This window comes from Nostoc sp. PCC 7107, from assembly GCF_000316625.1.
GTDB lineage: Bacteria > Cyanobacteriota > Cyanobacteriia > Cyanobacteriales > Nostocaceae > Nostoc_B.
This window is the reverse complement of the sequence record NC_019676.1, coordinates 2,646,675-2,669,499: the sequence shown is the minus strand read 5'-3', so window position 1 is coordinate 2,669,499 and position 22,825 is coordinate 2,646,675. Positions and strand designations below refer to the sequence as shown.

The following is a 22,825-nucleotide window of genomic DNA, read 5'->3' as shown; positions in this document are numbered from 1 at the left end:
GTCCTGTTGTTTAACCATAATATTTAAACAACAATATTTTGTAAAAACTCAGTGAATATTTGATAAAATCTGCTTTTAATTCTAAGTATTTTTAGGCGAAATATCACGTATTTATAAAGCCTGTTATACATACAACTTGTCTTGATTTTCATTAAATTTACATTGTTAATAGTCTTACAAAATGGCATTTTTTATTAGTTGCTAAATACTGAACAACTTTAGATTCTGTTTTAGTAGCAATTAAGATATGGCTTTCAGTTTCATTAACTAAGTAACAGTATTTTTACGTAAAAAGCAAATTTTAAGTTAACAATCATTGCGTATATATGTCAGAAACTCCTAGTTTTTACTCTATGTATAAAATCGACTAGGGAAAAATACTTTTATACCAGTCTTAATATTATTTTACCCAGATAAATTTGGAAACTAACGTTATCTGACATTAAAATTTCGCTTAATCAGAACATCCTAATAGATCACTGTATTTTCCACAGTTGTATAAAATTTCTGTGCGATTATTGTTTGTCGAGGGCAAAATTGGGGAATGCTTAACTATAGGAAATCATAACCCGGCGACAGTGGTTATATATATTACAATATCGACGAATTATCAAGGTAGCGGTGGCAATGGTAGAGCCTGAAAACAAATTATTTGCTCTTAAGGATGGTTGGGCTTCTCAGGAAACGAGAGAACAACAACGCCTCACAGTATTATCTGAACTAGGTTTGCGGCAACCTGAAACAATCCCAGTCTTTGAGGAAGCTACTCAAACGGCTGCCCATTTTTTGGAAGCGCCAATTTCTATATTGGGATTTGTAGATCAGGAGCGCCATTGGTTCAAGTCATCTGTAGGTTTATCCAGACTAGGATTGATGAATCATTTAGCGCAAAACCGTCAGTTGTTGCGTCGAGAATCTTTCTGCACCCAAGTTGTAGAATCCTGTAGAGAGCTAGTAATTAATGATACCCAAAAATACAGTAATAATAGTATTATTACTAGTAAATTAGTTCAAGAATATGGCATTCGCGCTTATTTGGGAGTGCCATTAATTGATTCTTCAGGGCATTGTTTAGGTGCCTTGGCAGTTATGGATTTGGTACCGCGCGAATTTAAAAATCGAGATATTGAATTTTTACAAATCATAGCTCGTTGGAGCATGAGTGAATTTGAGCGGAATCGACTCCTGCAAAGTAGATCAGAAAAGAACAATCATAAAAGCGCGTCTACTTTGTTTATTAATGAAGAAGCTAACAATAGCTTAAAACTAACATCAACGACCTTAGAAAAAGAATCACGTTCTACTAGACAATTAAAACTAGAACTTTTAGGGCAACTTACTCAAGAATTACGCACTCCTTTGACATCTGTACTAGGTATGGCTAGTGTCTTAGGTAGAGAAATTTATGGGCCTTTGACAACTAAGCAAAGAGAATATCTGGAAATTATCCAACACAGCGGACGTTACTTACTGTCTTTAGTTAATGAAATTACTGAATTAGGTACAGTAGATGAAAATTCACTAGTACTAAACATAGCTCCGGTAGACATTGAAATGTTGTGTCAACAAGCTATTAATAGTCTAGAAGAACCAGCTAACCGTCGGGAGCAAGATATTCGCCTGTCAATAGAACCTGGGCGTGGTCGCATTTGGCCTTTAGACAAAGACAAGGTGCGACAAATACTTTACCACATGGTTTTCAGTGTTATTCAATTATCTGCGACAGGTAGTATTGTAAGAATTCACGTCTCTTACAAAGAAAATATACTCAATATTACTGTTTGGGTTTCACATCCTTGGTTAGGAGACGGGATTACTGAGGTTGATCCCTATTTTCGTCTTCATCCTCTATCTCTACTGGAACTTGCCAACGAAGCAGCTTCATACAGTAGTTATTCCACAAACCAAGATGAGTTAGGAGGTTTATCAATCACACTAGAACAATCACCAAACTTAAGTGATTCCTACTCAGATTTGTTAAGTGTAAACCACAATCTGGAGTTAGTTAAGAGTAATAATAGTTTATCCCGTGAAAGCTTAGGTTTGTTACTAAGTTGTCAGTTAGCAGAATTACATGGTGGGCAAATTTCGATCCAAGGTTCAACAGAATCAGGACACCGTTATGTACTTTCTTTGCCACTACAAACTGCTACTACTAATACTGAAGCCGTTAACGAGATTTAGTCACAAGCTACTTTTTTAAATCTACCCAACTATTAATTTTTCCCCTTCAATCAGCATCACCTGATGAATCATAACTAGTATGAAGAGGCATAAGTAAAAATATAAAAACCTTAAATTTTGATTTTTTGCCAATTTTTAGCTGTGATATTCCTATTTTTGCCCAGATACACTAGTGTCTTTGCACGCAAGTTTCTCTACTAAATTTGCCATCTCCGTTGTGGCCTGTTTATAATCACCGGCATGATGATTAAGTGCAAGTTCTGCCTGTGCAGATTTGCTCATTAAATGCAGCGTGTTTTATGAATTTAGCCTGGCAACGATTTACTTTATCTGATTTACCACTCAAAGAATACCTCGCTACTAGCTACTTACGCCGTTTTTTGGTTGGTTTGTTCAATTCATGGCGGCAAAGCAGCATTTTGATTCAATGGGGAGACATAATTGCAGCTGCTTTAATCAGCTTAATTTATGCTCTGGCTCCTTTTGTTTCGAGTACATTGATCGGGGTACTGCTGATAGCATGTGTAGGATTTTGGCTGTTATTGACTTTATCGGATGAACCCGTACCAGCCAATGTGCCATTAGTTACTCCTATTCACTTGTTGGTATTGCTTTATTGGGGAATTGCTGTAGTTGCTACAGCACTATCACCAGTGAAAAAGGCCGCTTTGAACGATTTGGTGACATTAACACTATATTTGTTGCTGTTTGCCCTGTGTGCCAGGGTACTCAGGTTGCCACGTCTCCGAACTTGGATTATTACCTTATATCTACATATATCGCTAATTGTTAGTGTATATGGATTACGGCAATGGTTTTTTGGCGCGGCCCAATTGGCTACATGGGTAGATCCAGAATCACCTTTGTCTAAAACAACCAGAGTTTATAGTTATTTGGGTAATCCTAATTTGTTAGCTGGGTATTTAATGCCAGCCGTTGTTTTGAGTTTAGTAGCTATTTTTGCTTGGCAAGGTTGGATCAAAAAAGCTTTAGCATTGACAATGCTAGTTGTAAATAGTGCCTGCTTAATTTTGACTTTTAGCCGTGGTGGGTGGATAGGGCTAGTAGTAGCAATTTTAGCTGCGATCGCATTATTAGTTTATTGGCGGAGTCTAGAACTACCTCCTTTTTGGCGTACTTGGTCACTGCCGATAATTTTGGGAGGTACACTGGTATTATTGCTCCTAGCCGTTATCTTTGTGGAGCCAGTCCGTCTGCGAGTTTTTAGTATTTTTGCCGATCGCCAAGATAGCAGTAATAATTATCGCCGCAATGTTTGGGATGCTGTCTTTGAAATGATCCGCGATCGCCCCATTATCGGCATTGGCCCTGGTCATAATGCTTTTAATAAAATCTACCCACTTTATCAACGTCCTCGTTATAGCGCTTTAAGCGCTTACTCAATTCTGCTAGAGGTAGCTGTTGAAACTGGCTTTATTGGTTTAGCTTGTTTTTTATGGCTAATTTTAGTCACCTTTAATACAGCACTGTTACAACTGCGAAGATTGCGAGAATCGAGAAATATCCAAGGATTTTGGTTAATTGGTGCTTGTGCTACTTTGCTGGGGATGTTAGCTCACGGCACAGTAGATACAATTTGGTTCCGGCCGGAAGTTAATACCCTATGGTGGTTAATGGTGGCTATAATTGCCAGCTACTGGATGCCGCTAAATCAAAACAATAGCCAACTGATTAATTCATCTAATCCAGATTCTGCTACTAATTAATTCTGAATAAATGGGCAAGTTTCTACTCTCACTTGCCCATCTCTGTTCTTGATTTTTCTGCATTCTATATTGTGGCGTTAGTCTCTATAGCTAGTAGCACCAGGAGCATTAGGATCACGGTAACGAGTAGTTTCATCGTTATGCTTTCTACCAGCTAAACCAGCTAAACCAAGCAGACCGAGTAATCCTAGCCAACCCCAATCAAAATCATTGCGATCGTAAGTAGTTGTCCGTGGTGCATCACCAGTGGTAGTAGTATTGTCCTGCGCTTGTACAGGCAATGTTGTTAAAGGCATAATTGCCATCCCTAATGTTAGTACTCCAGCGCCAAGAGCTTTAGTAAGGTTGCTTTTCATGATAAAGTTCCTCATTGCTTCCAAAGTTACTCACCACTGTATCGAGTCCTAACGCAACCAGAATCAATCTGTAGCTATAAACTAGGTTTTTTCTCAACTCACGCTGAGGATATATAGTCTAGGGAGTTGTGGGTAGGGAATGGGGAGTGCGAAAAAGCAGAGGAGAAACTAATGACCAATGACTATTGACAATTTAATAATTTTTCATTGCTCTTTGAATATCGCGTTGATCTTGACGGCGTTTGATATCATCTCGCTTGTCATGAATTTTTTTACCTTTACCTAGTGCAAGGCTAATTTTTACCCAACCTCGCTTGAGATACATTTTTAAAGGTACTAGTGTCAAGCCCTGTTGTTCGACTTTGCCAATTAACTTACGAATTTCTTGACGATGCAGCAATAGCTTACGCGTCCGCCTTGGTTCATGATTGAAATATTGTCCACTGGCATTGTATGGAGAAATATGTACATTGAGTAGCCATAGTTCCCCATCACGAATCAAACCATAACCATCTTGTAGATTTACCTTGCCGGCACGAATAGACTTAACCTCTGTTCCAGTCAACTGAACGCCAGCTTCATAGGTTTCCAAGATTTCATACAAATAACGGGCTTGACGATTGTCGCTAATAACTTTGTAACTGTCGCTTTTTTCACTCATTGATATTTTTATGACTTTAAATGTGTTGCCAAAATTGTTTAGGCTACTTTGTGAATTTATAGAGGCACATTAAACTACTATAAATTAATTATTTGTTGAATATCAGTGTTATCCTATTATTCTAACTTTTTATAGCCATCAATTAAAATGTTATTTGCCAACTAGTTGCGGCATTATGATTGATAAAGGCAATATTATTTACATTATGGTGAGTAAATACTTTATATTAATTGCGTGTTGTTAAGAATTACAAAAGTCTCTATGCCTGACAAGCACTAGCTATTAAACCTAAGTTAAACTGCTTGAGCTACTCCTAATGATTTAAGATTTTCTTTAGAAATTCCCTATCGGACAGTCATTAGCTAGTAATCCTGTCGTAGTATGAAACATAAGAACACTATTATTGCCTGTGTTCACAGAAACAGTTCGTAGATGCAAATTTCTAAGTAACAAAAATGCTAGGGGTGTACTGTCCATGCCCTTGACGATCCTTGTGGTGGATGACGACCTGGGCACTCGTCTGTCTATTAGTGATTATCTTGAACTGTCTGGCTACTCGGTGATCACGGCTAATGACGGTCAAGAGGCTTTGGCAATGGTAGAAGAATACCGTCCTGATTTAATTGTGACCGATATTGTCATGCCAAGGATGAATGGCTATGAATTGGTGCGTCGGGTGCGCCAACAAGCAGGATTCCGCTTATTGCCTGTAATTTTATTAACGGCACGTATCAAAACCCAAGAGAGAATTCTAGGTTATCAGTCGGGGTGTGATTTATATTTACCAAAACCGTTTGAGTTGGAGGAGTTAGCAGCGGCGATTCGCAATTTGTTGGAGCGATCGCAAATTATTCAATCAGAGTACCGGGTTTCTCATAAAGAAAATGTCACTACTTCAACCCCAGTAACAACACTAGAAACTCATAACTCTGTATTTACCCATTTGGGAAAACCTGAGTTTTTCTCATCTCTGACTTCTAGAGAACAAGAAGTTCTCGAACTACTGACTCATGGCTTGTCAAATGTCGAAATGGGTCAACAATTACACCTGAGTTCGAGAACAGTAGAAAAATATGTTAGTAGTTTATTAAGAAAAACCGCTACCAGTAACCGGGCTGAACTGGTGCGGTTTGCCATCAAACATGGTTTAGTAGAATAGCTGCTGACGCTATTTCAATTAAGCTTTTAATTGCTGATTATTAATCTCTTGAAGTAGCCCTTCACAAGCATCAACTAGTAAATCAATAACTTGATTGAATCCCTCTACGCCGCCGTAGTAGGGATCAGGAACTTCCTTCAGGCTATGTCGAGTACAAAAATCACACATTAAGCGTACTTTGTCGTGATATTTGCCAGTTGGGTCAAGGGTGAGAATATCCTCATAATTATCTCGATCCATTGCCAAAATCAGATCAAACTCTTGAAAATCAGACTTGGCAAACTGTCTGGCTCGACCACGCAGTTGAATTCCCAATTTAGCAGCCGCAGCCGCACTCATCCGACGGTCAGGCTGACTACCAATGTGATAGCTAGATGTCCCAGCAGAATCACAGAAGATGCTGCTACTTAATCCAACCTGATCAATCAGATGATTCATGATGTTTTCCGCCGATGGTGAACGACAAATGTTCCCCAGACAGACAAACAATAGTTTGTAGGACATAGGTATTTTTTGTTCTTTGTCACTTGTCATTAGTCATTTGCCATTTGTACAAACCAATGACTAATGACTATTGACCAATGACTACTAATTAAAATCCAGGCAGTTCGAGTCCACTGGTTAATTCTTCCATGCGTTCCCGCATTGTTGCTGTGGACTTGTTATAAGCATCTTTCATTGCCACTGTTATGAGATCAGAAAGTAGTTCTGATCCTTGTGCTAAGGCATCGGGAGAAATTTCTACCCGTTTCGGTTCTTGGTTTCCGCTGACAATCACCTTGACTAGACCACCGCCAGCTTCTCCTTGAATTTCCATTTGCTCCAATTCTTCTTGGAGTCGCTTTGCGCCTTCTTGAACTTGCTGCGCTTTTTTAAAGGCTTCGGCTAGTTCTTTCATTTTTCCTAAGCCAAAGCCGAATCCTTGTCCTTTACCTGTCATAATTGATTGTCCGCGTGTGCTTTCAATAACAAATCAAATTCAATTATAGATGCGGGTGGCAATTTGCCACTTTTGTTACTAATAATTAATAGGTCGTGAAGCGACTTAAGAATAAAGTAAGAAGACTAAAGGATAAAACTCCATATTTTAACCTTCAGACTTCATACTTTTGTGTACTATCCACAAGCTGCCTGAAACTCACCCATCATTTTGACTTCTGGCTCTAACAAAATTGACCAGCGTTCTTGCACTTGTTCTTGAATGTGACGAATTAAGCAGAAAATATCACTAGCTTTCGCTCCACCTCGATTCACAATGAAATTGGCGTGGAGTTGTGCCACTTGTGCGCCGCCTATTTGATAGCCTTTGAGACCTGTTTGTTCAATTAACCAGCCAGCAGTGTAAGGTTTGGGATTGCGGAATACGCTACCACAACTGGGAAAATTATAAGGTTGAGTAGAAAGCCGATGCTGTTTGTGTTGTTTAGTTAATGCTAAAATTTTGGCTGGATCAGCACCTGGTTGCAATTGGAAAGTTGCTTGTGTAACAATGCGATCGCTTCCCTGGAGTAATGAAGTTCTGTAGGTATAACCTAATTGCTCTGGTGTAAGAGTTTCTAGTTTACCATCAGGTGAAAAGACTTCAGCACTCACCAAAATATCTGCGATGCAGCTATGATGTGCGCCAGCATTCATAACTACGGCACCACCCACGGTTCCGGGAATACCAACAGCCCACTCTAAACCTTGCCAGCCCAGTTGTGCTGCTTCCCATGCTAGGCTAGGAATTGATTCTCCCGCAGCTAGTGTTACTAAACCTGTTTCTGGGTCAAAATTGCTGTGACGAAGATGGCGTGTGGCAATCACTAAACCAGGTAAACCGCGATCGCTTACTAGCAGGTTAGAACCTGCACCTAAAGTTGTTACTCTTAAATTATGTTCTTTTGCGTAATTCAAGCTGGCTTGCAATGCTTCTAAGTTGCGGGGAGCAACATACCATTCTGCTGCTCCGCCGACTCTATAAGATGTGAATGCCGACAACGAAGCTTGTGGCTTAATAATACAATCTGTGCCTGGTAAATAAATTATTTTGCTATCTGATGATTTATCTGTTTCTGGTTTCTGTGTAGGTGTAGCAGAAACTGTGCAGATGTTTCCAGCTGCCTGGGAGATTTTCATTTTGAGATCAATTTGTGAACTTTTTACATTTTTCTGCCGCAAAAATACAGCAATAATTATGGATTGATAGCGCAGTTACTTAACGGTCTTAGGATGTGGCTGTAGCAGCTTCGCAAAGAGTAGCAATTAATTCTGGAATTACTTGATTGAGATTTCCTGCACCAAGGAATAGTGCTAAGTCTCCAGGGCGGAGAGTTTTCAGCAAGAACTCGCGCACTTGAGGCAAAGTTGATTGGTATACCACTTGTGGATGGAATTTGCCCACTTCTGCTGCTAACTGCTCACCACTAATTTGCCCTAAGTTAGGTTCGCCTGCACTGTAAATATCAGTTAGTACAACTAAATCAGCGTGGGCAAACGACTCAGAAAATTCTTCTAAAAACGTCAGTGTGCGACTATAGCGATGGGGTTGGAAGATAGCCACCACTCTTTGCCCTGGTCTAGCCTGAAGACGTGCAGCCGCCAGAGTAGCACGCAACTCACTAGGATGATGGGCATAGTCATCAATAAATGTAATGCCATCAACTTCTCCGCGAAATTCAAAGCGTCGTCTTGCACCTTCAAAAGTGGCAATAGCTTTGGCGATTTCACCAAATTCTAAATTTAAAACTCGACCGACAGCAACTGCGGCAAGAGCATTGCTAAGGTTATGACGACCCAGTAAGCGCAACTTTAACACACCTAAAGCTTTACCTCGTTCCCAAAGCAGCGCTGTGGTGCCATCATGACGATAGTCAATATTAGTAACGCTATAGTCAGCATTAGTATCTTGATGTAGACTGTAGCTGATTGTAGGTTGCAGGCGATCGCGTACTGTCTCACAATCAATACTGCCGATTAAGGTCTTACAACCCCGCGCAAATGTTTGGAAGGTATCAATTACTTCTTCTAATGTGTCGTAGTGGTCAGGGTGATCTAGTTCAATGTTAGTTATGATGCCAATTTCCGGCGCATGTTTCACTAAAGAACCATCAGATTCATCTGCTTCTGCTACTAGATATTGGCTTTCTCCCAAGCGAGCATTACCTTCCCAAGCATTGACTTCACCACCTACCAAAATTGTGGGGTCTAAACCAGCTTGCAGAAGCATATAACCAATCATACTACTTGTTGTAGTTTTGCCATGAGTACCTGCTACAGCGACGCTTTTATAATCAGCAATCAAAGCAGCTAGTACATCTGAGCGATGCAATATCGGACAACCTAATTCTAAAGCAGCTTTATATTCTAAATTGTTAGTGTTAATTGCAGTTGAACAAATTACTTGAGGTAGTAAGGACACAGGAACAGCTAATAATTCTTGTGAACTTAATGCTGCTTCATTCGTCATTACCTTGGGATGAAAGAATTCAAGATTACTTGCTTCTTGCTTACCAAAAATATGTGTACCGATAGATTCCAACTTGCGCGTAATATGATTCGGCCGAACATCTGAACCTGATACTGGCAATTTACGCTTTGCCAATACATAAGCCAGAGCAGACATACCTATGCCACCAATTCCAATGAAATGGAATGGTCTACCGCCAAAATCCACAGCATTACTCATTGATTACTCCTCTACACCACACCATATTCACAAATGACACGCGTATCATAACAGGAATTTGTTTTTTACCGTAAATTTTTCTACAGCTTTTTTAGGCTTGTTGTCTTAGAGCTTTTCCGCTTTCGTTATGCGGATTGAGAATGATTTTACCTTTGTAGGAGGTTTTTGCTATTTCTGAACTGTTTTTAAGATTATTCTGAAAATTTCCACTGCATCGGGAAAGAAATTCATGTAATGACAAATACATATTTTTAGATTCCTGACTGGTAAGAGTTACGATAATACATTCGTAAGCAAATCACTTTTAAATTTCATCAAGCTAAGGCATGAATTGAGTACAATAATACATTGATAATGAAATTGTGTTTCAAATGTATAAGCCTAGGCATGATTGAATGCAGCAACTGGCAATTTTTGGTGGCACATTTGATCCGATTCATTGGGGACACTTGCTTATAGCCGAAACGGCTTTGCATCAACTACCCCTAGATCAAATAATTTGGGTACCATCGCTCAATCCTCCACATAAACAAGCAGCACCATTTGAGCATCGGGTAAAGATGCTGCAACTAGTAACACAAGAAAACCCAGCTTTTACTGTCTCGTTAGTTGAGACCAGTCGCACTGGAACTTCTTATGCCATCAACACTTTCATTGACTTATCTGCTATTTATTCAAATGCTCTCTGGTACTGGATTGTGGGTTTGGATACTTTCCAAACTTTACCTCGTTGGTACCGTGGACACGAACTAGCACAAATGTGTGATTGGTTGATTGCGCCCCGACAATTAGATATTGATATAGTTCAAAGCGATATAGTTTGCCAACAAGTAGAGCAACAACTAAGACAGATGTCATCTACGATTCGCTGGCAATTCTTGGATATACCCTTAGTAGGCGTTTCGTCAAGTCATATTCGCAAACTTTGTTGCGAAAGTAAATCTATTAAGTCTTTAGTTCCTGAGCCGGTCAGATTCTACATCACGACTCACAACCTCTATTCAGAAAAATCTGAATAAAATATATATTTTTTTCTGGATCTAACACTTTATAGTTATTAATACTCCCCTCCTTTGCGATATGATTGGGGTCAAAGATATCAACTTATAGGCATAAATACAGAGGGCAAGACACTGTGATTAGAGTCGCAATCAACGGTTTCGGGCGCATCGGGCGTAACTTTGCACGTTGTTGGCTAGGTCGTCAAAATAGTAATATCGACCTTATAGCTGTCAATGACACATCAGATCCTAAAACAAATGCTCACCTCCTAAAGTATGATTCCATGCTTGGGAAGTTAAAGGATGTTGACATTACTGCCGATGATAACTCTATCATCGTTAACGGTAAAACCATTAAATGCGTATCTGATCGCAATCCAGAAAACTTGCCCTGGAGAGAATGGGGAATTGACCTGATTATTGAAGCAACTGGGGTATTTACTAGCAAAGAGGGAGCATTAAAGCACGTAAATGCTGGAGCCAAGAAGGTTCTGATTACTGCTCCTGGAAAAAATGAAGATGGTACTTTCGTTATCGGCGTGAATCATCACGATTACGATCACAATGTACACCACATTATTAGTAATGCCAGCTGTACTACCAACTGTTTGGCTCCTATTGCCAAGGTGCTAAATGATAAATTCGGCATCATCAAAGGCACAATGACCACAACCCATAGTTACACCGGAGACCAGCGTTTGCTAGACGCTTCTCACCGTGATGTGCGCCGGGCAAGAGCAGCAGCCATCAATATTGTCCCCACCTCAACAGGTGCAGCAAAAGCAGTGGCGCTAGTAATTCCAGAACTCAAAGGTAAGCTGAATGGAGTTGCCTTGCGTGTACCAACCCCGAACGTCTCAATGGTAGATTTCGTTGTTCAGGTTGAGAAGCGTACTATTACGGAAGAAGTAAATCAAGCTCTCAAAGATGCCTCAGAAGGTTCACTCAAAGGTATCTTAGACTACAGTGAACTCGAATTGGTTTCCTCAGATTACCAAGGTACTGATGCTTCTTCAATTGTTGATGCCAGTTTGACTTTGGTAATGGGCAATGACTTGGTAAAAGTTATGGCATGGTATGACAACGAGTGGGGTTACAGCCAACGCGTTCTCGATTTAGCAGAATTAGTAGCCGTGAAGTGGCAATAATTTGTCAGTAGTTCACAGTAATTACTATTGACTCTGGACTATTGATCAAAATGTTGAAATCCCTGACCAAGGCTGAGAACTTGGTCAGGGATTTTTTCATGCTTGTCATGCAATAGTGCTTGTGAACCAGATGTAATGCTTCCGATTATTGCTGCACTTTGATTTAGTTTGTTGACTAAAGCATTGGCTTGTTCCTGTGGTAAACACAGCACTAATTCAAAATCTTCGCCACCGTAAAGAGCATATTCCATTGCTTGCTCTGGTTTTAGCCAACACTCAAAAGATGGATGTAAGGGAATTTGATGGCGTTCTAAGACAGCACCAACACCACTGACGCGGCAAATTTGTAAAACAGCATCTGCTAAACCATCGCTACTATCCATCCCTGCGATAGGGAGTGGGGAGGGGCTGAAAATATCCCAAAGAATTGGTAAGACATCTAATCGTGGTTGAGGGCGTTGGTGGGCTTTGATGAGAGTCATCTTTTCTGCGGGAGTGAGGTTATGCCCTAATTGAGGATGCAAACGCAACTGTAAGCCAGCATAGGAGGCTCCATGAACACCTGTTACCACGATCGCATCTCCTACTTTAGCCGCAGAACGGCGGATAATTCTTTGGGGGTCGACTTGACCAAAGGCGGTAATTGAAATAGTTGTCACAGGCGATCGCACCACATCACCGCCGACAATTGGAGTATTGTATTGTTGTAGGCATTCTGTCATTCCTTGGTAAAGTCGTTCAACCCAACTGACTTGTAAATCACCAGGAAGCCCTAACCCAACGGTAATACCCAAAGGATCAGCCCCCATCGCGGCTAAATCTGATAAATTAGCTGCTGCGGCTCGCCAACCTGCATCCTCTGGGGAAGTGGTAGCATCACTGAAGTGTACGCCATCAACTAAGACATCTGTTGTTACTACTAAAGATTTTTCTGGCACAGTTACCAGAACTGCTGCATCATCCCCAATCATCTCTGTGGGACAGAAGCTTTGTAATTTTGCTAACAGGCCTTGTTCGCCAATATCTTTAATTGTTGTCATTAGTCAATAGTCAGGAGAAAGGTAAGATGACACTTCAGACTTCACACTTCAGTTACGATAATGGTATCGTCTAGGGGGATGTTGGGATGGTCACTACACCAGTAACAAAACTCACATTTGCAGAGTATTTAACTTATGATGATGGCAGTGGTTTTCACTACGAGTTAGTGGATGGCAGACTGGAATTAATGAATCCCCCAACGATTGAACATTTTCTAATTTCTAAATTTCTGGAGCAAACGCTAGATGAGGAAATCTTGCGTTTAAGTTTACCTTGGTTAACTTTTCGGGAAACTGGGACGAGAACAGGAAGAAATAAGTCTAGGTTAACTGATTTATGTGTAGTAACACAGGAGCAAGCAAGAGACTTACTGAAGGCTTCCGCTGTGTTTGAGTCAGCACCATTATTGATTATAGAGGTAGTTAGTCCTGATTCGATCAAGCGAGACTATCGCCACAAGCGGTCTGAATATGCGGCGGTTGGAGTGGCAGAATATTGGATTGTCGACCCGTTGGAGTTAAAAATTACTGTGTTGTTGCTGGAAGAAGGATTTTACGAAGAAACGGTGTTTACGGCTGACCAAAAGATTGTATCGCAGACTTTTCCAGAAGTGGCGATCGCTCCTGATCAAGTATTTACAGCCGGAAATCTGTAAAGTATGAAGTGTGAAATTTCATACTTCACACTTCATACTTAATCTAAGCCTGTGGCTCAACTAAATTTTCTATTCCTTGAACTACGGTGGCTGATTCAATTTTGTCACCAGCTTTAAGTGTATCTAAAACATCTTTGCCTTCTGTGACATAACCAAAAACAGAGTAACGTCCATCCAGCAAGTTACGTCCGGCGGGGGTGAGTTCTGGTTCAAACAAGAAGAAGAACACTTGCGAAGAACCACCATTGACTTCGCTTTCAGGACGCGCCATTGCTAATGCACCAAAGGATGAGAAAGGTAAAACTGGCATATCTAGATAACGACCAGCATCTTCTAAGGTAATGCCGTAGGTTGGGGCTTTATCACCTTCTACTAAAATTTCTAAAGGAACAGCCCGATATTCGCCTGTTTTTGGATCAATAAACCCTTGTTCTTTGCCTGGTGGGTCGCCAGTTTGCAAGACGTAAGATTCTTCAGAACGGGTAAATTCTAACCCGTTATAAAATCCTCTTTGTACTAAATCCACAAAGTTACCAGCGGTTACTGGTGCGCTATAACCATCAACAACAACTATTAAGTTGCCTTTATTGGTTTTAAATTCTAAGGTGGCACGACCTTTGAGTTGGGGTAAATTACTATACTCCTCTGGCACTTCAAAGGGAAATTCTTTGACCATCGACTCTTCTAGTAATGAAACTAAATTCAGTAGTTTGTTTCTCCCTTGCAGAATTTGTTCTTTATCTTTGGATTGTGTCAATTCTTGCAGTTTGGCTACACCAGATTTGATCTCATCAACCCATTCTTGGGCTTTGGGTTGGCGTTCTTCGGGGACGCTTGCTAAGATTTGTGAAGGTTTATCGAGAACACGAGAGGCTTTGCTGAGGTCTTTGGAAATAGCGCCCCAGCGTCGATTAGCCCGCAACTGGGTTGATATGTCTTCTAGACTGGCTTGTAGTTGCCGTATTGGTTCATTTTTAATTGGGAGTGCATAACGCAACAAAGCTTTGCCGTCAGTAATTGCATTGCCAGAGGGCAAGGCGGCATTACTGGAGGGAGTCCAGCCAGCTGTATTGATGCCTAAAAATATAGTTACCAACAGTAGTGTTACTAGGCTGGACTTTAGCCAGGATTTTATTAACTTAAACATGAGTATGGCTCAAATGCAGCATGAATATTGTTCACTGGGCAGAACCCATCAATAATCTTCCCATAGTAGGAGTGCGGAGAAAGTGTGAAGTGTGAAGTGTGAAGTGTGAAGTGTGAAGTATGAAATTGAGCCGTTTTGCCTGCTTAATTCTTACAAATGACCATTAACTAAGTAGAGTGTTAACCTGTTAAGCCTTGCTACAAGCTGTTTTTTCCCTTCTGCCTCCTGCCTCCTGCCTCCTGCCTTCTACTTAATTAACCAATTACTCCGCTGGAAGGGTACAATAAATGCCGATTGTCTTCCAAAATTTGAAAGCTTCATGATTTCTAGTAACGACTTTCGACCCGGTGTATCAATTGTATTAGACGGGTCTGTATGGCGGGTGGTAGATTTTCTCCACGTTAAACCCGGTAAAGGTTCGGCGTTTGTCAGAACAACTCTAAAAAACGTTCAAACCGGGAAGGTTCTGGATAGGACTTTCCGGGCTGGGGAAACTGTGCCGCAAGCGACTCTGGAAAAAAGCACGATGCAGCATACCTATAAAGAGGGCGATGAGTTTGTCTTTATGGATATGGAAACCTATGAAGAAGGACGACTCAGCGCAACGCAAATCGGCGATCGCGTTAAATACCTCAAAGAAGGTATGGAAGTCAATGTGATTCGTTGGGGTGAGCAGGTTTTAGAAGTAGAATTACCTAATTCTGTAGTATTAGAAATCACTCAGACCGATCCTGGGGTCAAGGGCGATACAGCTACAGGTGGCACTAAACCAGCCATAGTAGAAACTGGTGCCACGATTATGGTTCCCTTGTTTATTTCTCAAGGAGAACGGATTCGGATTGATACTCGTGAAGATAAATATTTAGGCAGGGAATAAATTTTCTCTTAAATTTAGAGCTAATTGTGATTTAAATTCCTGTACAGGGTTTAAATCCCTGCCTTTATACCATTTTGGATTTTAGATTTTGCGAAAAGTTGAGCCAGTGCGTTGGACGAGTTCCCCGGCTTGTATCCCTACGGGAAAGCAAGCTACGCGTTGCCTCTCCAATTAGGAGAAGCAACTGGCATTGCGTGGGCGGGTTTCCCGACTTGAGCAGACTTTTCAAGACGGATTTTGGATTGGGAATGACTATCTGTGTCTGAATTCTATCAATCCATCAGTCTCAATCATTTTTAAATTGGTATTACTGAAAAATTCTTAATTTACGGACAGGTTGAGGTAATAAAAGCTGTGCCTTTGGACTTTAATGAAATCCGCCAACTATTGGTGACTATTGCACAAACAGATATTGCAGAAGTAACTCTTAAAAGTGATGACTTTGAGTTAACAGTACGTAAAGCTGTGAGCTTTAACAATCACGCTGTACCACCAGCTACTATTGGTAGTATGGCGGCAGTAACGACAGTTGCAGCAACGGGTGTAGCACCAACGCTCTCCACAGAGCGTATTTTAGATAATGCGGCTGGTGCTGGTGTACAAACGTCAGCGAATGCGCCTTCAGCGATAGATCAAAGATTAGTAGAAGTTGCTTCACCAATGGTTGGGACTTTTTATCGCGCACCCGCACCAGGCGAAGCGCCTTTTGTGGAAGTAGGCGATCGCGTCCGTAAAGGACAAACGGTGTGTATCATTGAAGCGATGAAGTTAATGAACGAAATTGAAGCCGAAATTTCCGGGCAAGTTATGGAAATTCTTCTTCAAAATGGCGAACCTGTAGAATATGGTCAACCTTTGATGCGAATTAACCCTGATTAAGTATTAATCTATATATGAAATGAGTGATTGTTAACCTTGTCTGTTTTTACGGATCATTCCTGATGAAACAAGCGTTGCCTGTACCGCCGGAAGTGGTGCAACAAGTAGCCGAATATTTCAGCCTATTAAGTGAGCCGATGCGTCTGCGGCTACTACACTTATTACGGGATGAAGAAAAATGTGTACAAGAATTGGTAGAGGCAACACAAACTTCACAGGCTAATGTCTCCAAACACCTGAAAGTAATGTGGCAAGCCGGAATCCTCAGCCGTCGCAGTGAAGGCACTTGCGCTTACTATCGGGTGGAAGACAAAATGATTTTTGAATTGTGCAATCAGGTGTGCGATCGCATCGCTACAAGGTTAGAACAGCAAGCTCGTAACTTTCGCGTTCTCAACACAAAAATTTAGGTCAGGTGTCATTGGTCTTAATAATTACTTTTGACCATTGACTCTTGACCATTGCTTAAAGTTGACTAAAGCGGATAATTTTTATCAAAGCTTTCACGCGTTAGGGGTTGTTGCAACTCTACGCCTTCGCCACCTAATACATCTAAACGCTTGCCGTTCACGTCAATGTAAATCTTAGCTTTAGGGTTCAAGCTGGAGGCTGTGTATACAACTTGTCCGACACGCCCCACCATTGAGGTACTACCACCACCACTGGTAAAGCTATCTGATAAATTGACGTGAACTTCATCACCTTTGACATTTAAGCTCAGTAGCTTAGTACCTTTGGGAATAGTTGTGGAATCTGTACTGTCGCTTGGCCCTTCTAATAAAGCCTGAAAAGCTCTTTCTAAAGCTTGGTTAGGCTGGTTAGCTGCTACTTGAATGGGTTGAGGAACTAAAGCTACATTTGTTTCTTTAGGTTTTAGCCAGTAAACTTGAGCAGTTTTTTCATTTGGTTGGGTAGTTGTTGGCTGTGTTGGCTGTTGAATGCTTTGATTAGGGTTGGCGGGATTGGTTGTTACAGGGGCTTTATTTGACGGGGTAGTTGTCAACCAAGCTACCCCACCACTAACTGCAATCACAGCGGCTGAGACGGCTGCAATGACACCTGAAGATACGCGATTAGATCTTGGTTCATTATTCATATTAAAAACCTTCCTGATTGACTGAGGGCTGAAATAATTTTTATGTGAAGAGCAGCCTGGTTATGGACGATACTTATAAGTTGAGAGTTTCCAGAGATTTCCTGAATAGCTCGATACGCTTAAACGCTGCGATCGCTAAATCTAAATAGTCCTGATCTAATTCTAGAATTTGTGATTGAAATCCGTCATCTACCAAATTCTATAAATCTCATTGTTTCGTAAGATTTAGGAAATTATTAAGAATTAGGGAACAGGGAACAGAATTTTTATCTATTACCTGTTTACAAATATTTTCCACCTAGGACTAGCGATTAGAAATCGCGGCTATACAAACAAAGTCCGCCTGCTCGGACTAACAGAAAATTAAGGTTTTGCCTGTGTAGCCGTGTTTGGTGTTTTGAAAAGTTATCTTGCCTTTAACTACAAATAACTCGCAGGAACTTACCGCTAAATTCTTATGTTAATTTTTAACTTCTATTGCTGCTGTAACCCATTGTTTTAGTGTAGTGATGACTTCATCAATGGCAATTTCTTGAGATTGCCGAGTGGCTCTTTCTACTACTTCAACTTTGCCGTTGGCAATTGCACGTCCGGTAACAATTCTATAAGGTATACCAATTAAATCAGCGTCTTTAAATTTAACTCCGGCACGTTCATCACGGTCATCTAATAATGTTTCAATTCCAGCTTGATTAAGTTCGGTATAAATTTTTTCGGCAATTTGCACTTGTTGAGCATCATTAATGTTAGGAATTGTGACGATCGCGTGATAAGGTGCGATCGCTACAGGCCAAATAATCCCATCTTTATCGTAAGATTGCTCAACCGCTGACTGTGCCAACCGCGACACACCCACACCATAACAACCCATCACCAAGGGTTTTTCTTCCCCTTGTTCGTTGGTATAAGTTGCACCCAAAGCCTGGGAATATTTTGTGCCTAATTGGAAGATGTGACCAACCTCGATACCTCTAGCACTAGAAAGAGTTTGTTCGGGGTTGTGAATGGCGCGATCGCCTGGTCTGGCTTTCCGCAAATCTACTATACTTTCTGGTAGCTTAAATTGCTCATTCCAATTTGCTCCAACGACGTGATAACCAGTTTCATTCGCACCAGTCACAAAGTTTTTTAAATCAACGGCTGTTTTATCGACTAACCGCACAAATTTAGCGTGGACTTGTTTACTACCTGCAATATATTCATCGCTAATATCTGGTGCGATGTAACCTAAAGGAAGCGATTTCACCGCCCAGGTTTGTTGTGTTTCCGCGTTGGGTACAGTTAAGGCGATGATTGCTTTTGCGTCGTAATTACCAGCTAACCGCGTCAATTCATTTTGTAATTTAACTTCGTTGACTTCCTGATCTCCGCGAATGCTTACTAGTACCAATACAGTCACCCCATTATCATAAACTGTTTGATACAAAACGCTTTTAACTATTTGGGTAGGAGAACATTTCAAAAATGAAGAGAGTTTTTCAATCGTATCTGTTCCTGGCGTTTCCCGCTTTTCATAACTGGTAAACGGTGAAGTTTCTGCATCCGCAGGTAAAGACACGGCTTTTTCGACGTTAGCGGCGTATTTACCATCTTCGGTATAAAGAACCTCGTCTTCGCCAGCTTCCGCCAACACCATAAATTCGGTAGAACCGGAACCACCAATTGCACCAGAGTCAGCCTCTACTGGACGAAACGCCAACCCAGCCCGCCGCAGCATATTGCTGTAGGCTTGATACATATCTTGGTAGGTTTTTTTCAGGCTTTCTTCATCGACGTGGAAAGAATAACCGTCTTTCATGATGAATTCTCGGCCGCGCATCAAACCAAAGCGGGGGCGAATTTCGTCACGGAATTTGGTTTGCAGTTGGTAGAGATGTAGCGGTAACTGACGATAAGAGCGAATCATATCACGAGCGATCGCTGTGATCACTTCTTCATGAGTCGGCCCTAACCCTAATTGTTGCTCACGGCGATCGATTAGGGAAAACATAATTCCCTCAGCTTTGGTGTAAGTATCCCAACGTCCTGATTCTTTCCACAAATCAGCGGGTTGTAATTGGGGTAACAAACATTCTTGTGCGCCTGTGGTGTTCATTTCTTCCCGCACAATTTGAGAAACCTTTTGCAACACCCGCCACATAAAAGGGAGATAAGCATAAATACCGCTACCGATGCGACGAATATACCCTGCACGCAGTAATAACTTATGGCTAGGAATTTCCGCATCAGCAGGATCATCCCGAAGTGTAACGAATAAAATTTGTGACAGTCGCATCGTTTAATCCCTTTCCAAATTCCAAATCTTTTCAAGTATGAAGTATAAAGTGGTTAGTCAATGGTCAATTGTCATTGGTCATTTGTTATATTTTCCCCCTTGCTCCCTCTCCCCTGCCCCGTTTCCTCTTCCTTATACTTCAGGAGAAACTTACCTTGTCAGACGTAATTTATCAAGCGCAACCACCTCTAGAATTTATTCAGCCAGCGTTTAATCCCTTGTTTTTGCGAGTTGTTCACACGTTTTTACCTAGTTGGATACAATGGCGAACTGCTATTTCCCAAATAGAAGCAGACAATGTTGAGATTTTGGCGGATCTTTATCGTCAGTTTCAAGGGGGAAAGGTGCGCTTTTTGTTGGCGTTTCGTCATCCTAAAACAGATGATCCCTTTTGTTTGGGCTACTTACTGTCTCAACTTGTGCCGAAGGTCGCGCGAGAACAGGGTATAACATTACAATCGACCATTCATGCTCATTTTATCTACGATCGCGGCATTCCTCTCTGGGCAGGTGAATATGCAGGCTGGGTAGCTTCGCGGTTGGGTGGAACTCCTATCCAACGCGGTAAGGCTGACTGGACAGGGTTGCGTTCAGCGCGTGATTTGTTTGCTAATGGTAAATTCCCAATGGCTGCTGCGCCAGAAGGTGCGACAAATGGATTATCTGAAATTATGAGTCCATTAGAACCTGGTATTGCCCAGTTAGGCTTTTGGTGTGCAGAAGACTTACAAAAAGCCGGACGCTCGGAACAGGTTTTAATTGTACCAGTTGGGCTGAAATATAGTTATACTGCTGCCCCTTGGAGTGCGATCGCGCAATTATTAAGTGATTTAGAAGCGGCTAGTGGTTTGCCTGTGAATGCGGGAAAAATCGATAATATTGCTTCAATGGAGTTACTTTATCCGCGATTATTAGGTTTAGCAGAGCATTTATTAACTTTGATGGAGCAATTTTACACGCGGTTTTATCATCAAAAGTTGGCGGATGCTCAAACTGTCGCGGAAATTAAAGATAGAAATGAAGCCTTAGCAGTGCGGTTACAAGCTTTATTAAATGCGGCATTACAAATATCTGAACAGTATTTTAACTTGCAACCAAAAGGTACTTTAACAGACCGTTGTCGGCGGGTAGAACAAGCTGGTTGGAATTATATATTTAGGGAAGATTTTAAGGATATCAAAGCATTGTCATCTGTGGAGATAGCTTTAGGCGATCGCGTTGCGGAAGAAGCGACTGCGAGAATGTGGCACATGAGATTAGTAGAAAGTTTTGTGGCAGTTTCTGGTAATTATATTAAAGCGAAACCCTCAGTTGAAAGGTTTGCCGAAACAACTTTAATTTTATCGCAAATGATTGCCAAAATTAAAGGTGATAAATACTTTCAGCGTCCGCAATTAGGCAAGCAAAAAGTTAAAATTACTATCGGTCAGCCGCTATCTATATCTGAGCATTATTCGGCATATAAAGAAAGTCGTGCAGGTGCAAAGCAAGCGGTTGCTGATTTTACGAATGATTTACAACAAGTGATGCAAAGTTTGATTTTATGAGGAGAAGATTTTTTCACGCAGAGGCGCGGAGGCGAGGAGAGTTATTGATTGGACATGGTCTAATTTATGCAATAGGTCGGTTAATAATTTTCAGGAAATGGCATAATACCTATATGTGGATGGCTCAAAGATAGAAGCCCATTTCCTTCCTGTAAAACAGTATGAAAACAAGACAGAATGATTAATTGAAGTGTTTCTGCATCATCTTCATTACAGTTTCCTCTGAATCCGATTGACTTCGCTCCTTGAATAAATTCATCAGCACTTATTTCTGCAAAAACTTCTTCTATAATTGCTAAAATATTTGCTGTATTTTCTGGTGTTACAAACATATTTCCTAAATAGCCAGGAAGTTTACTTGCACGTTTCCAACCTAAACCGCCCCATAACATTTCTGTTGCACATACACGATTAGTTACGATTAATTCTAGTTGGGCTTGACTAATTCTTTGAGTAATAATTGGAGTATCGCCTACAAACAGAGTATCAAACATTTCTACAAATTCTTTTGGAAAAAAAAGATGGTAAGTTTGATGTAAATCTTCCCAGTCGAACACATCAGGATTTTGCTGTCTTTCAATCAGACAATCAGGAAAATAAATATTCGATTCATCTAGTGTTTGGAAAGGTAGCTGATTAATAATTTTAGTTCTGATTTTAAGATAATTTTGTAACTGATGTGCAATTTGCGATCGCTCTACAGCTTGATTAAAAACTTTAGAGAATTTGAGTACATCTGAAGGCTCTATTCTAAACAAGCACCAAACTGGATCAGCACTCATAATTTATGTAGATTTTAAATAAATTACACACCTGGGAATACTTTAGATAAATCTAAAACTAAATCATTGAAGCATGGTAGATTGACTGATTCATTTGGTAGAAATATGAGTTTGCGACGATAACCAAATTGGCCATGTGAGCTTTGATAAGGTTCACTGTAGCACTCCAAGAAATTATCTACTAAATTAAATATCCAATAATCGGGAATAAGCTGTTCAGCATAGATAGATAATTTTGTTTCTTGGTCGTATTTCAAAGAGGAATCAGACACCTCAATCAGCAGTAAAACATCAGATGGGCTAGGATGTGCGGAAAGATAATCATCATCTACATTACGAACAATTACTAAATCTGGTTCGGGTTCACTGTAATCATTTATGATGATGGGCTGCTGACTCCTCGCCAAAGCACGATTATCTAAAAGCTTAATCACTTCTCTAAATAAAAGAGTTTCACAAACAGAATGTGGTGTACCTTTCGCAGCCATTTCAATGATTTGTCCTTTGATTAACTCAACGCGGTCATTTTCTGCAAAAAAGCCGAGTTCAGTTAAACGGTGATATTCAAATATGGTGAAGCGTTTAGCTGTGGAGATACTCATAAAAGCTATAAGAATCGAGGA

General features: G+C 40.7%; 22 protein-coding genes. 10 read left to right on the top strand and 12 right to left on the bottom strand.

The window, feature by feature from the left end:
- Positions 1–627 precede the first annotated feature (627 nt).
- Both NOS7107_RS11310 and NOS7107_RS11305 read left to right on the top strand, forming a co-directional pair.
- Positions 628–2,184 (top strand): GAF domain-containing sensor histidine kinase, encoded by a 1,557-nt coding sequence (locus tag NOS7107_RS11310; RefSeq protein WP_015113105.1) that lies wholly within the window; start codon positions 628–630, stop codon positions 2,182–2,184.
- Positions 2,185–2,483: 299 nt separating this feature from the next.
- On the top strand, positions 2,484–3,911 hold the full coding sequence (locus NOS7107_RS11305) for an IctB family putative bicarbonate transporter (protein WP_015113103.1): 1,428 nt from the start codon (positions 2,484–2,486) through the stop codon (positions 3,909–3,911).
- Positions 3,912–3,988: 77 nt separating this feature from the next.
- Here the strand turns inward: NOS7107_RS11305 and NOS7107_RS11300 are convergent, their stop codons facing one another.
- Both NOS7107_RS11300 and smpB read right to left on the bottom strand, forming a co-directional pair.
- Positions 3,989–4,267, bottom strand: a complete 279-nt coding sequence (locus NOS7107_RS11300) for a WGxxGxxG family protein (protein WP_015113102.1) — start codon at positions 4,265–4,267, stop codon at positions 3,989–3,991.
- A 193-nt stretch (positions 4,268–4,460) separates the two neighbouring features.
- On the bottom strand, positions 4,461–4,928 hold the full coding sequence (gene smpB, locus NOS7107_RS11295; RefSeq protein WP_015113101.1) for an SsrA-binding protein SmpB: 468 nt from the start codon (positions 4,926–4,928) through the stop codon (positions 4,461–4,463).
- Between the two features lie 475 nt (positions 4,929–5,403).
- Here smpB and NOS7107_RS11290 point away from each other — a divergent pair, with 475 nt between their 5' ends.
- Entirely contained in the window at positions 5,404–6,087 is a 684-nt protein-coding gene (locus NOS7107_RS11290; protein WP_015113100.1) for a response regulator transcription factor, read from the top strand.
- An 18-nt stretch (positions 6,088–6,105) separates the two neighbouring features.
- On the opposite strand, the gene NOS7107_RS11285 is transcribed toward NOS7107_RS11290, so the two are convergent.
- The 4 genes from NOS7107_RS11285 to murC form a co-directional block, all read right to left on the bottom strand.
- Positions 6,106–6,591, bottom strand: a complete 486-nt coding sequence (locus NOS7107_RS11285; protein ID WP_083889785.1) for a low molecular weight protein-tyrosine-phosphatase — start codon at positions 6,589–6,591, stop codon at positions 6,106–6,108.
- An 88-nt stretch (positions 6,592–6,679) separates the two neighbouring features.
- Positions 6,680–7,027: a YbaB/EbfC family nucleoid-associated protein gene (locus NOS7107_RS11280; RefSeq protein ID WP_015113098.1), complete on the bottom strand. Its 348-nt coding sequence runs from the start codon at positions 7,025–7,027 to the stop codon at positions 6,680–6,682.
- 176 nt (positions 7,028–7,203) lie between these two features.
- Positions 7,204–8,205: a UDP-N-acetylmuramate dehydrogenase gene (murB, locus tag NOS7107_RS11275; RefSeq protein ID WP_015113097.1), complete on the bottom strand. Its 1,002-nt coding sequence runs from the start codon at positions 8,203–8,205 to the stop codon at positions 7,204–7,206.
- 88 nt (positions 8,206–8,293) lie between these two features.
- Positions 8,294–9,754 carry a UDP-N-acetylmuramate--L-alanine ligase gene (gene murC / locus NOS7107_RS11270; RefSeq protein WP_015113096.1) on the bottom strand — a complete coding sequence of 487 codons (1,461 nt, stop codon included), beginning with the start codon at positions 9,752–9,754 and terminating at the stop codon, positions 8,294–8,296.
- Between the two features lie 395 nt (positions 9,755–10,149).
- Here murC and nadD point away from each other — a divergent pair, with 395 nt between their 5' ends.
- Together nadD and NOS7107_RS11260 are read left to right on the top strand one after the other, a co-directional pair.
- Positions 10,150–10,773 (top strand): nicotinate (nicotinamide) nucleotide adenylyltransferase, encoded by a 624-nt coding sequence (gene nadD, locus NOS7107_RS11265; RefSeq protein WP_015113094.1) that lies wholly within the window; start codon positions 10,150–10,152, stop codon positions 10,771–10,773.
- A gap of 116 nt (positions 10,774–10,889) precedes the next feature.
- Complete coding sequence (locus tag NOS7107_RS11260) at positions 10,890–11,903, top strand: type I glyceraldehyde-3-phosphate dehydrogenase (protein ID WP_015113093.1); 1,014 nt, start codon at positions 10,890–10,892, stop codon at positions 11,901–11,903.
- 38 nt (positions 11,904–11,941) lie between these two features.
- Here NOS7107_RS11260 and thiL read toward each other — a convergent pair whose 3' ends face one another.
- On the bottom strand, positions 11,942–12,943 hold the full coding sequence (gene thiL, locus NOS7107_RS11255; protein WP_015113092.1) for a thiamine-phosphate kinase: 1,002 nt from the start codon (positions 12,941–12,943) through the stop codon (positions 11,942–11,944).
- A gap of 86 nt (positions 12,944–13,029) precedes the next feature.
- On the opposite strand from thiL, the gene NOS7107_RS11250 reads away from it, so the two are divergent.
- Positions 13,030–13,599 carry a Uma2 family endonuclease gene (locus NOS7107_RS11250; RefSeq protein ID WP_015113091.1) on the top strand — a complete coding sequence of 190 codons (570 nt, stop codon included), beginning with the start codon at positions 13,030–13,032 and terminating at the stop codon, positions 13,597–13,599.
- A 43-nt stretch (positions 13,600–13,642) separates the two neighbouring features.
- On the opposite strand, the gene NOS7107_RS11245 is transcribed toward NOS7107_RS11250, so the two are convergent.
- Positions 13,643–14,746 (bottom strand): peptidylprolyl isomerase, encoded by a 1,104-nt coding sequence (locus NOS7107_RS11245; RefSeq protein WP_015113090.1) that lies wholly within the window; start codon positions 14,744–14,746, stop codon positions 13,643–13,645.
- Between the two features lie 319 nt (positions 14,747–15,065).
- Between NOS7107_RS11245 and efp the strand changes: the two genes are divergently transcribed.
- The 3 genes from efp (at position 15,066) to NOS7107_RS11230 (ending at position 16,912) form a co-directional block, all read left to right on the top strand.
- Positions 15,066–15,623, top strand: a complete 558-nt coding sequence (efp, locus tag NOS7107_RS11240; protein WP_015113089.1) for an elongation factor P — start codon at positions 15,066–15,068, stop codon at positions 15,621–15,623.
- A 354-nt stretch (positions 15,624–15,977) separates the two neighbouring features.
- On the top strand, positions 15,978–16,502 hold the full coding sequence (gene accB / locus NOS7107_RS11235) for an acetyl-CoA carboxylase biotin carboxyl carrier protein (RefSeq protein WP_015113088.1): 525 nt from the start codon (positions 15,978–15,980) through the stop codon (positions 16,500–16,502).
- Between the two features lie 62 nt (positions 16,503–16,564).
- Positions 16,565–16,912: a helix-turn-helix transcriptional regulator gene (locus tag NOS7107_RS11230; RefSeq protein ID WP_015113087.1), complete on the top strand. Its 348-nt coding sequence runs from the start codon at positions 16,565–16,567 to the stop codon at positions 16,910–16,912.
- A 65-nt stretch (positions 16,913–16,977) separates the two neighbouring features.
- Here NOS7107_RS11230 and NOS7107_RS11225 read toward each other — a convergent pair whose 3' ends face one another.
- Together NOS7107_RS11225 and NOS7107_RS11220 are read right to left on the bottom strand one after the other, a co-directional pair.
- Positions 16,978–17,598: a GerMN domain-containing protein gene (locus tag NOS7107_RS11225; protein ID WP_015113086.1), complete on the bottom strand. Its 621-nt coding sequence runs from the start codon at positions 17,596–17,598 to the stop codon at positions 16,978–16,980.
- A 460-nt stretch (positions 17,599–18,058) separates the two neighbouring features.
- Positions 18,059–19,873: a proline--tRNA ligase gene (locus tag NOS7107_RS11220; RefSeq protein WP_015113085.1), complete on the bottom strand. Its 1,815-nt coding sequence runs from the start codon at positions 19,871–19,873 to the stop codon at positions 18,059–18,061.
- Between the two features lie 155 nt (positions 19,874–20,028).
- Between NOS7107_RS11220 and NOS7107_RS11215 the strand changes: the two genes are divergently transcribed.
- Entirely contained in the window at positions 20,029–21,420 is a 1,392-nt protein-coding gene (locus tag NOS7107_RS11215; RefSeq protein ID WP_015113084.1) for a phospholipid/glycerol acyltransferase, read from the top strand.
- Between the two features lie 80 nt (positions 21,421–21,500).
- Here NOS7107_RS11215 and NOS7107_RS11210 read toward each other — a convergent pair whose 3' ends face one another.
- Both NOS7107_RS11210 and NOS7107_RS11205 read right to left on the bottom strand, forming a co-directional pair.
- A complete protein-coding gene (locus NOS7107_RS11210) occupies positions 21,501–22,202 on the bottom strand; it encodes a hypothetical protein (protein WP_015113083.1) in 702 nt (233 codons plus the stop codon).
- A gap of 23 nt (positions 22,203–22,225) precedes the next feature.
- A complete protein-coding gene (locus NOS7107_RS11205) occupies positions 22,226–22,804 on the bottom strand; it encodes a Uma2 family endonuclease (RefSeq protein ID WP_015113082.1) in 579 nt (192 codons plus the stop codon).
- Between the last annotated feature and the right edge of the window lie 21 nt (positions 22,805–22,825).

Coding starts and splice junctions, on each gene's coding strand:
- NOS7107_RS11250 (WP_015113091.1), top strand. CDS start 13,030: ATGGTCACTACACCAGTAACAAAACTCACATTTGCAGAGTATTTAACT.
- nadD (WP_015113094.1), top strand. CDS start 10,150: ATGCAGCAACTGGCAATTTTTGGTGGCACATTTGATCCGATTCATTGG.
- NOS7107_RS11210 (WP_015113083.1), bottom strand. CDS start 22,202: ATGAGTGCTGATCCAGTTTGGTGCTTGTTTAGAATAGAGCCTTCAGAT.
- thiL (WP_015113092.1), bottom strand. CDS start 12,943: ATGACAACAATTAAAGATATTGGCGAACAAGGCCTGTTAGCAAAATTA.
- efp (WP_015113089.1), top strand. CDS start 15,066: ATGATTTCTAGTAACGACTTTCGACCCGGTGTATCAATTGTATTAGAC.
- smpB (WP_015113101.1), bottom strand. CDS start 4,928: ATGAGTGAAAAAAGCGACAGTTACAAAGTTATTAGCGACAATCGTCAA.
- NOS7107_RS11280 (WP_015113098.1), bottom strand. CDS start 7,027: ATGACAGGTAAAGGACAAGGATTCGGCTTTGGCTTAGGAAAAATGAAA.
- NOS7107_RS11225 (WP_015113086.1), bottom strand. CDS start 17,598: ATGAATAATGAACCAAGATCTAATCGCGTATCTTCAGGTGTCATTGCA.
- NOS7107_RS11310 (WP_015113105.1), top strand. CDS start 628: ATGGTAGAGCCTGAAAACAAATTATTTGCTCTTAAGGATGGTTGGGCT.
- NOS7107_RS11290 (WP_015113100.1), top strand. CDS start 5,404: ATGCCCTTGACGATCCTTGTGGTGGATGACGACCTGGGCACTCGTCTG.
- murB (WP_015113097.1), bottom strand. CDS start 8,205: ATGAAAATCTCCCAGGCAGCTGGAAACATCTGCACAGTTTCTGCTACA.
- murC (WP_015113096.1), bottom strand. CDS start 9,754: ATGAGTAATGCTGTGGATTTTGGCGGTAGACCATTCCATTTCATTGGA.
- NOS7107_RS11220 (WP_015113085.1), bottom strand. CDS start 19,873: ATGCGACTGTCACAAATTTTATTCGTTACACTTCGGGATGATCCTGCT.
- NOS7107_RS11305 (WP_015113103.1), top strand. CDS start 2,484: ATGAATTTAGCCTGGCAACGATTTACTTTATCTGATTTACCACTCAAA.
- NOS7107_RS11230 (WP_015113087.1), top strand. CDS start 16,565: ATGAAACAAGCGTTGCCTGTACCGCCGGAAGTGGTGCAACAAGTAGCC.
- NOS7107_RS11285 (WP_083889785.1), bottom strand. CDS start 6,591: ATGTCCTACAAACTATTGTTTGTCTGTCTGGGGAACATTTGTCGTTCA.
- NOS7107_RS11205 (WP_015113082.1), bottom strand. CDS start 22,804: ATGAGTATCTCCACAGCTAAACGCTTCACCATATTTGAATATCACCGT.
- NOS7107_RS11300 (WP_015113102.1), bottom strand. CDS start 4,267: ATGAAAAGCAACCTTACTAAAGCTCTTGGCGCTGGAGTACTAACATTA.
- NOS7107_RS11245 (WP_015113090.1), bottom strand. CDS start 14,746: ATGTTTAAGTTAATAAAATCCTGGCTAAAGTCCAGCCTAGTAACACTA.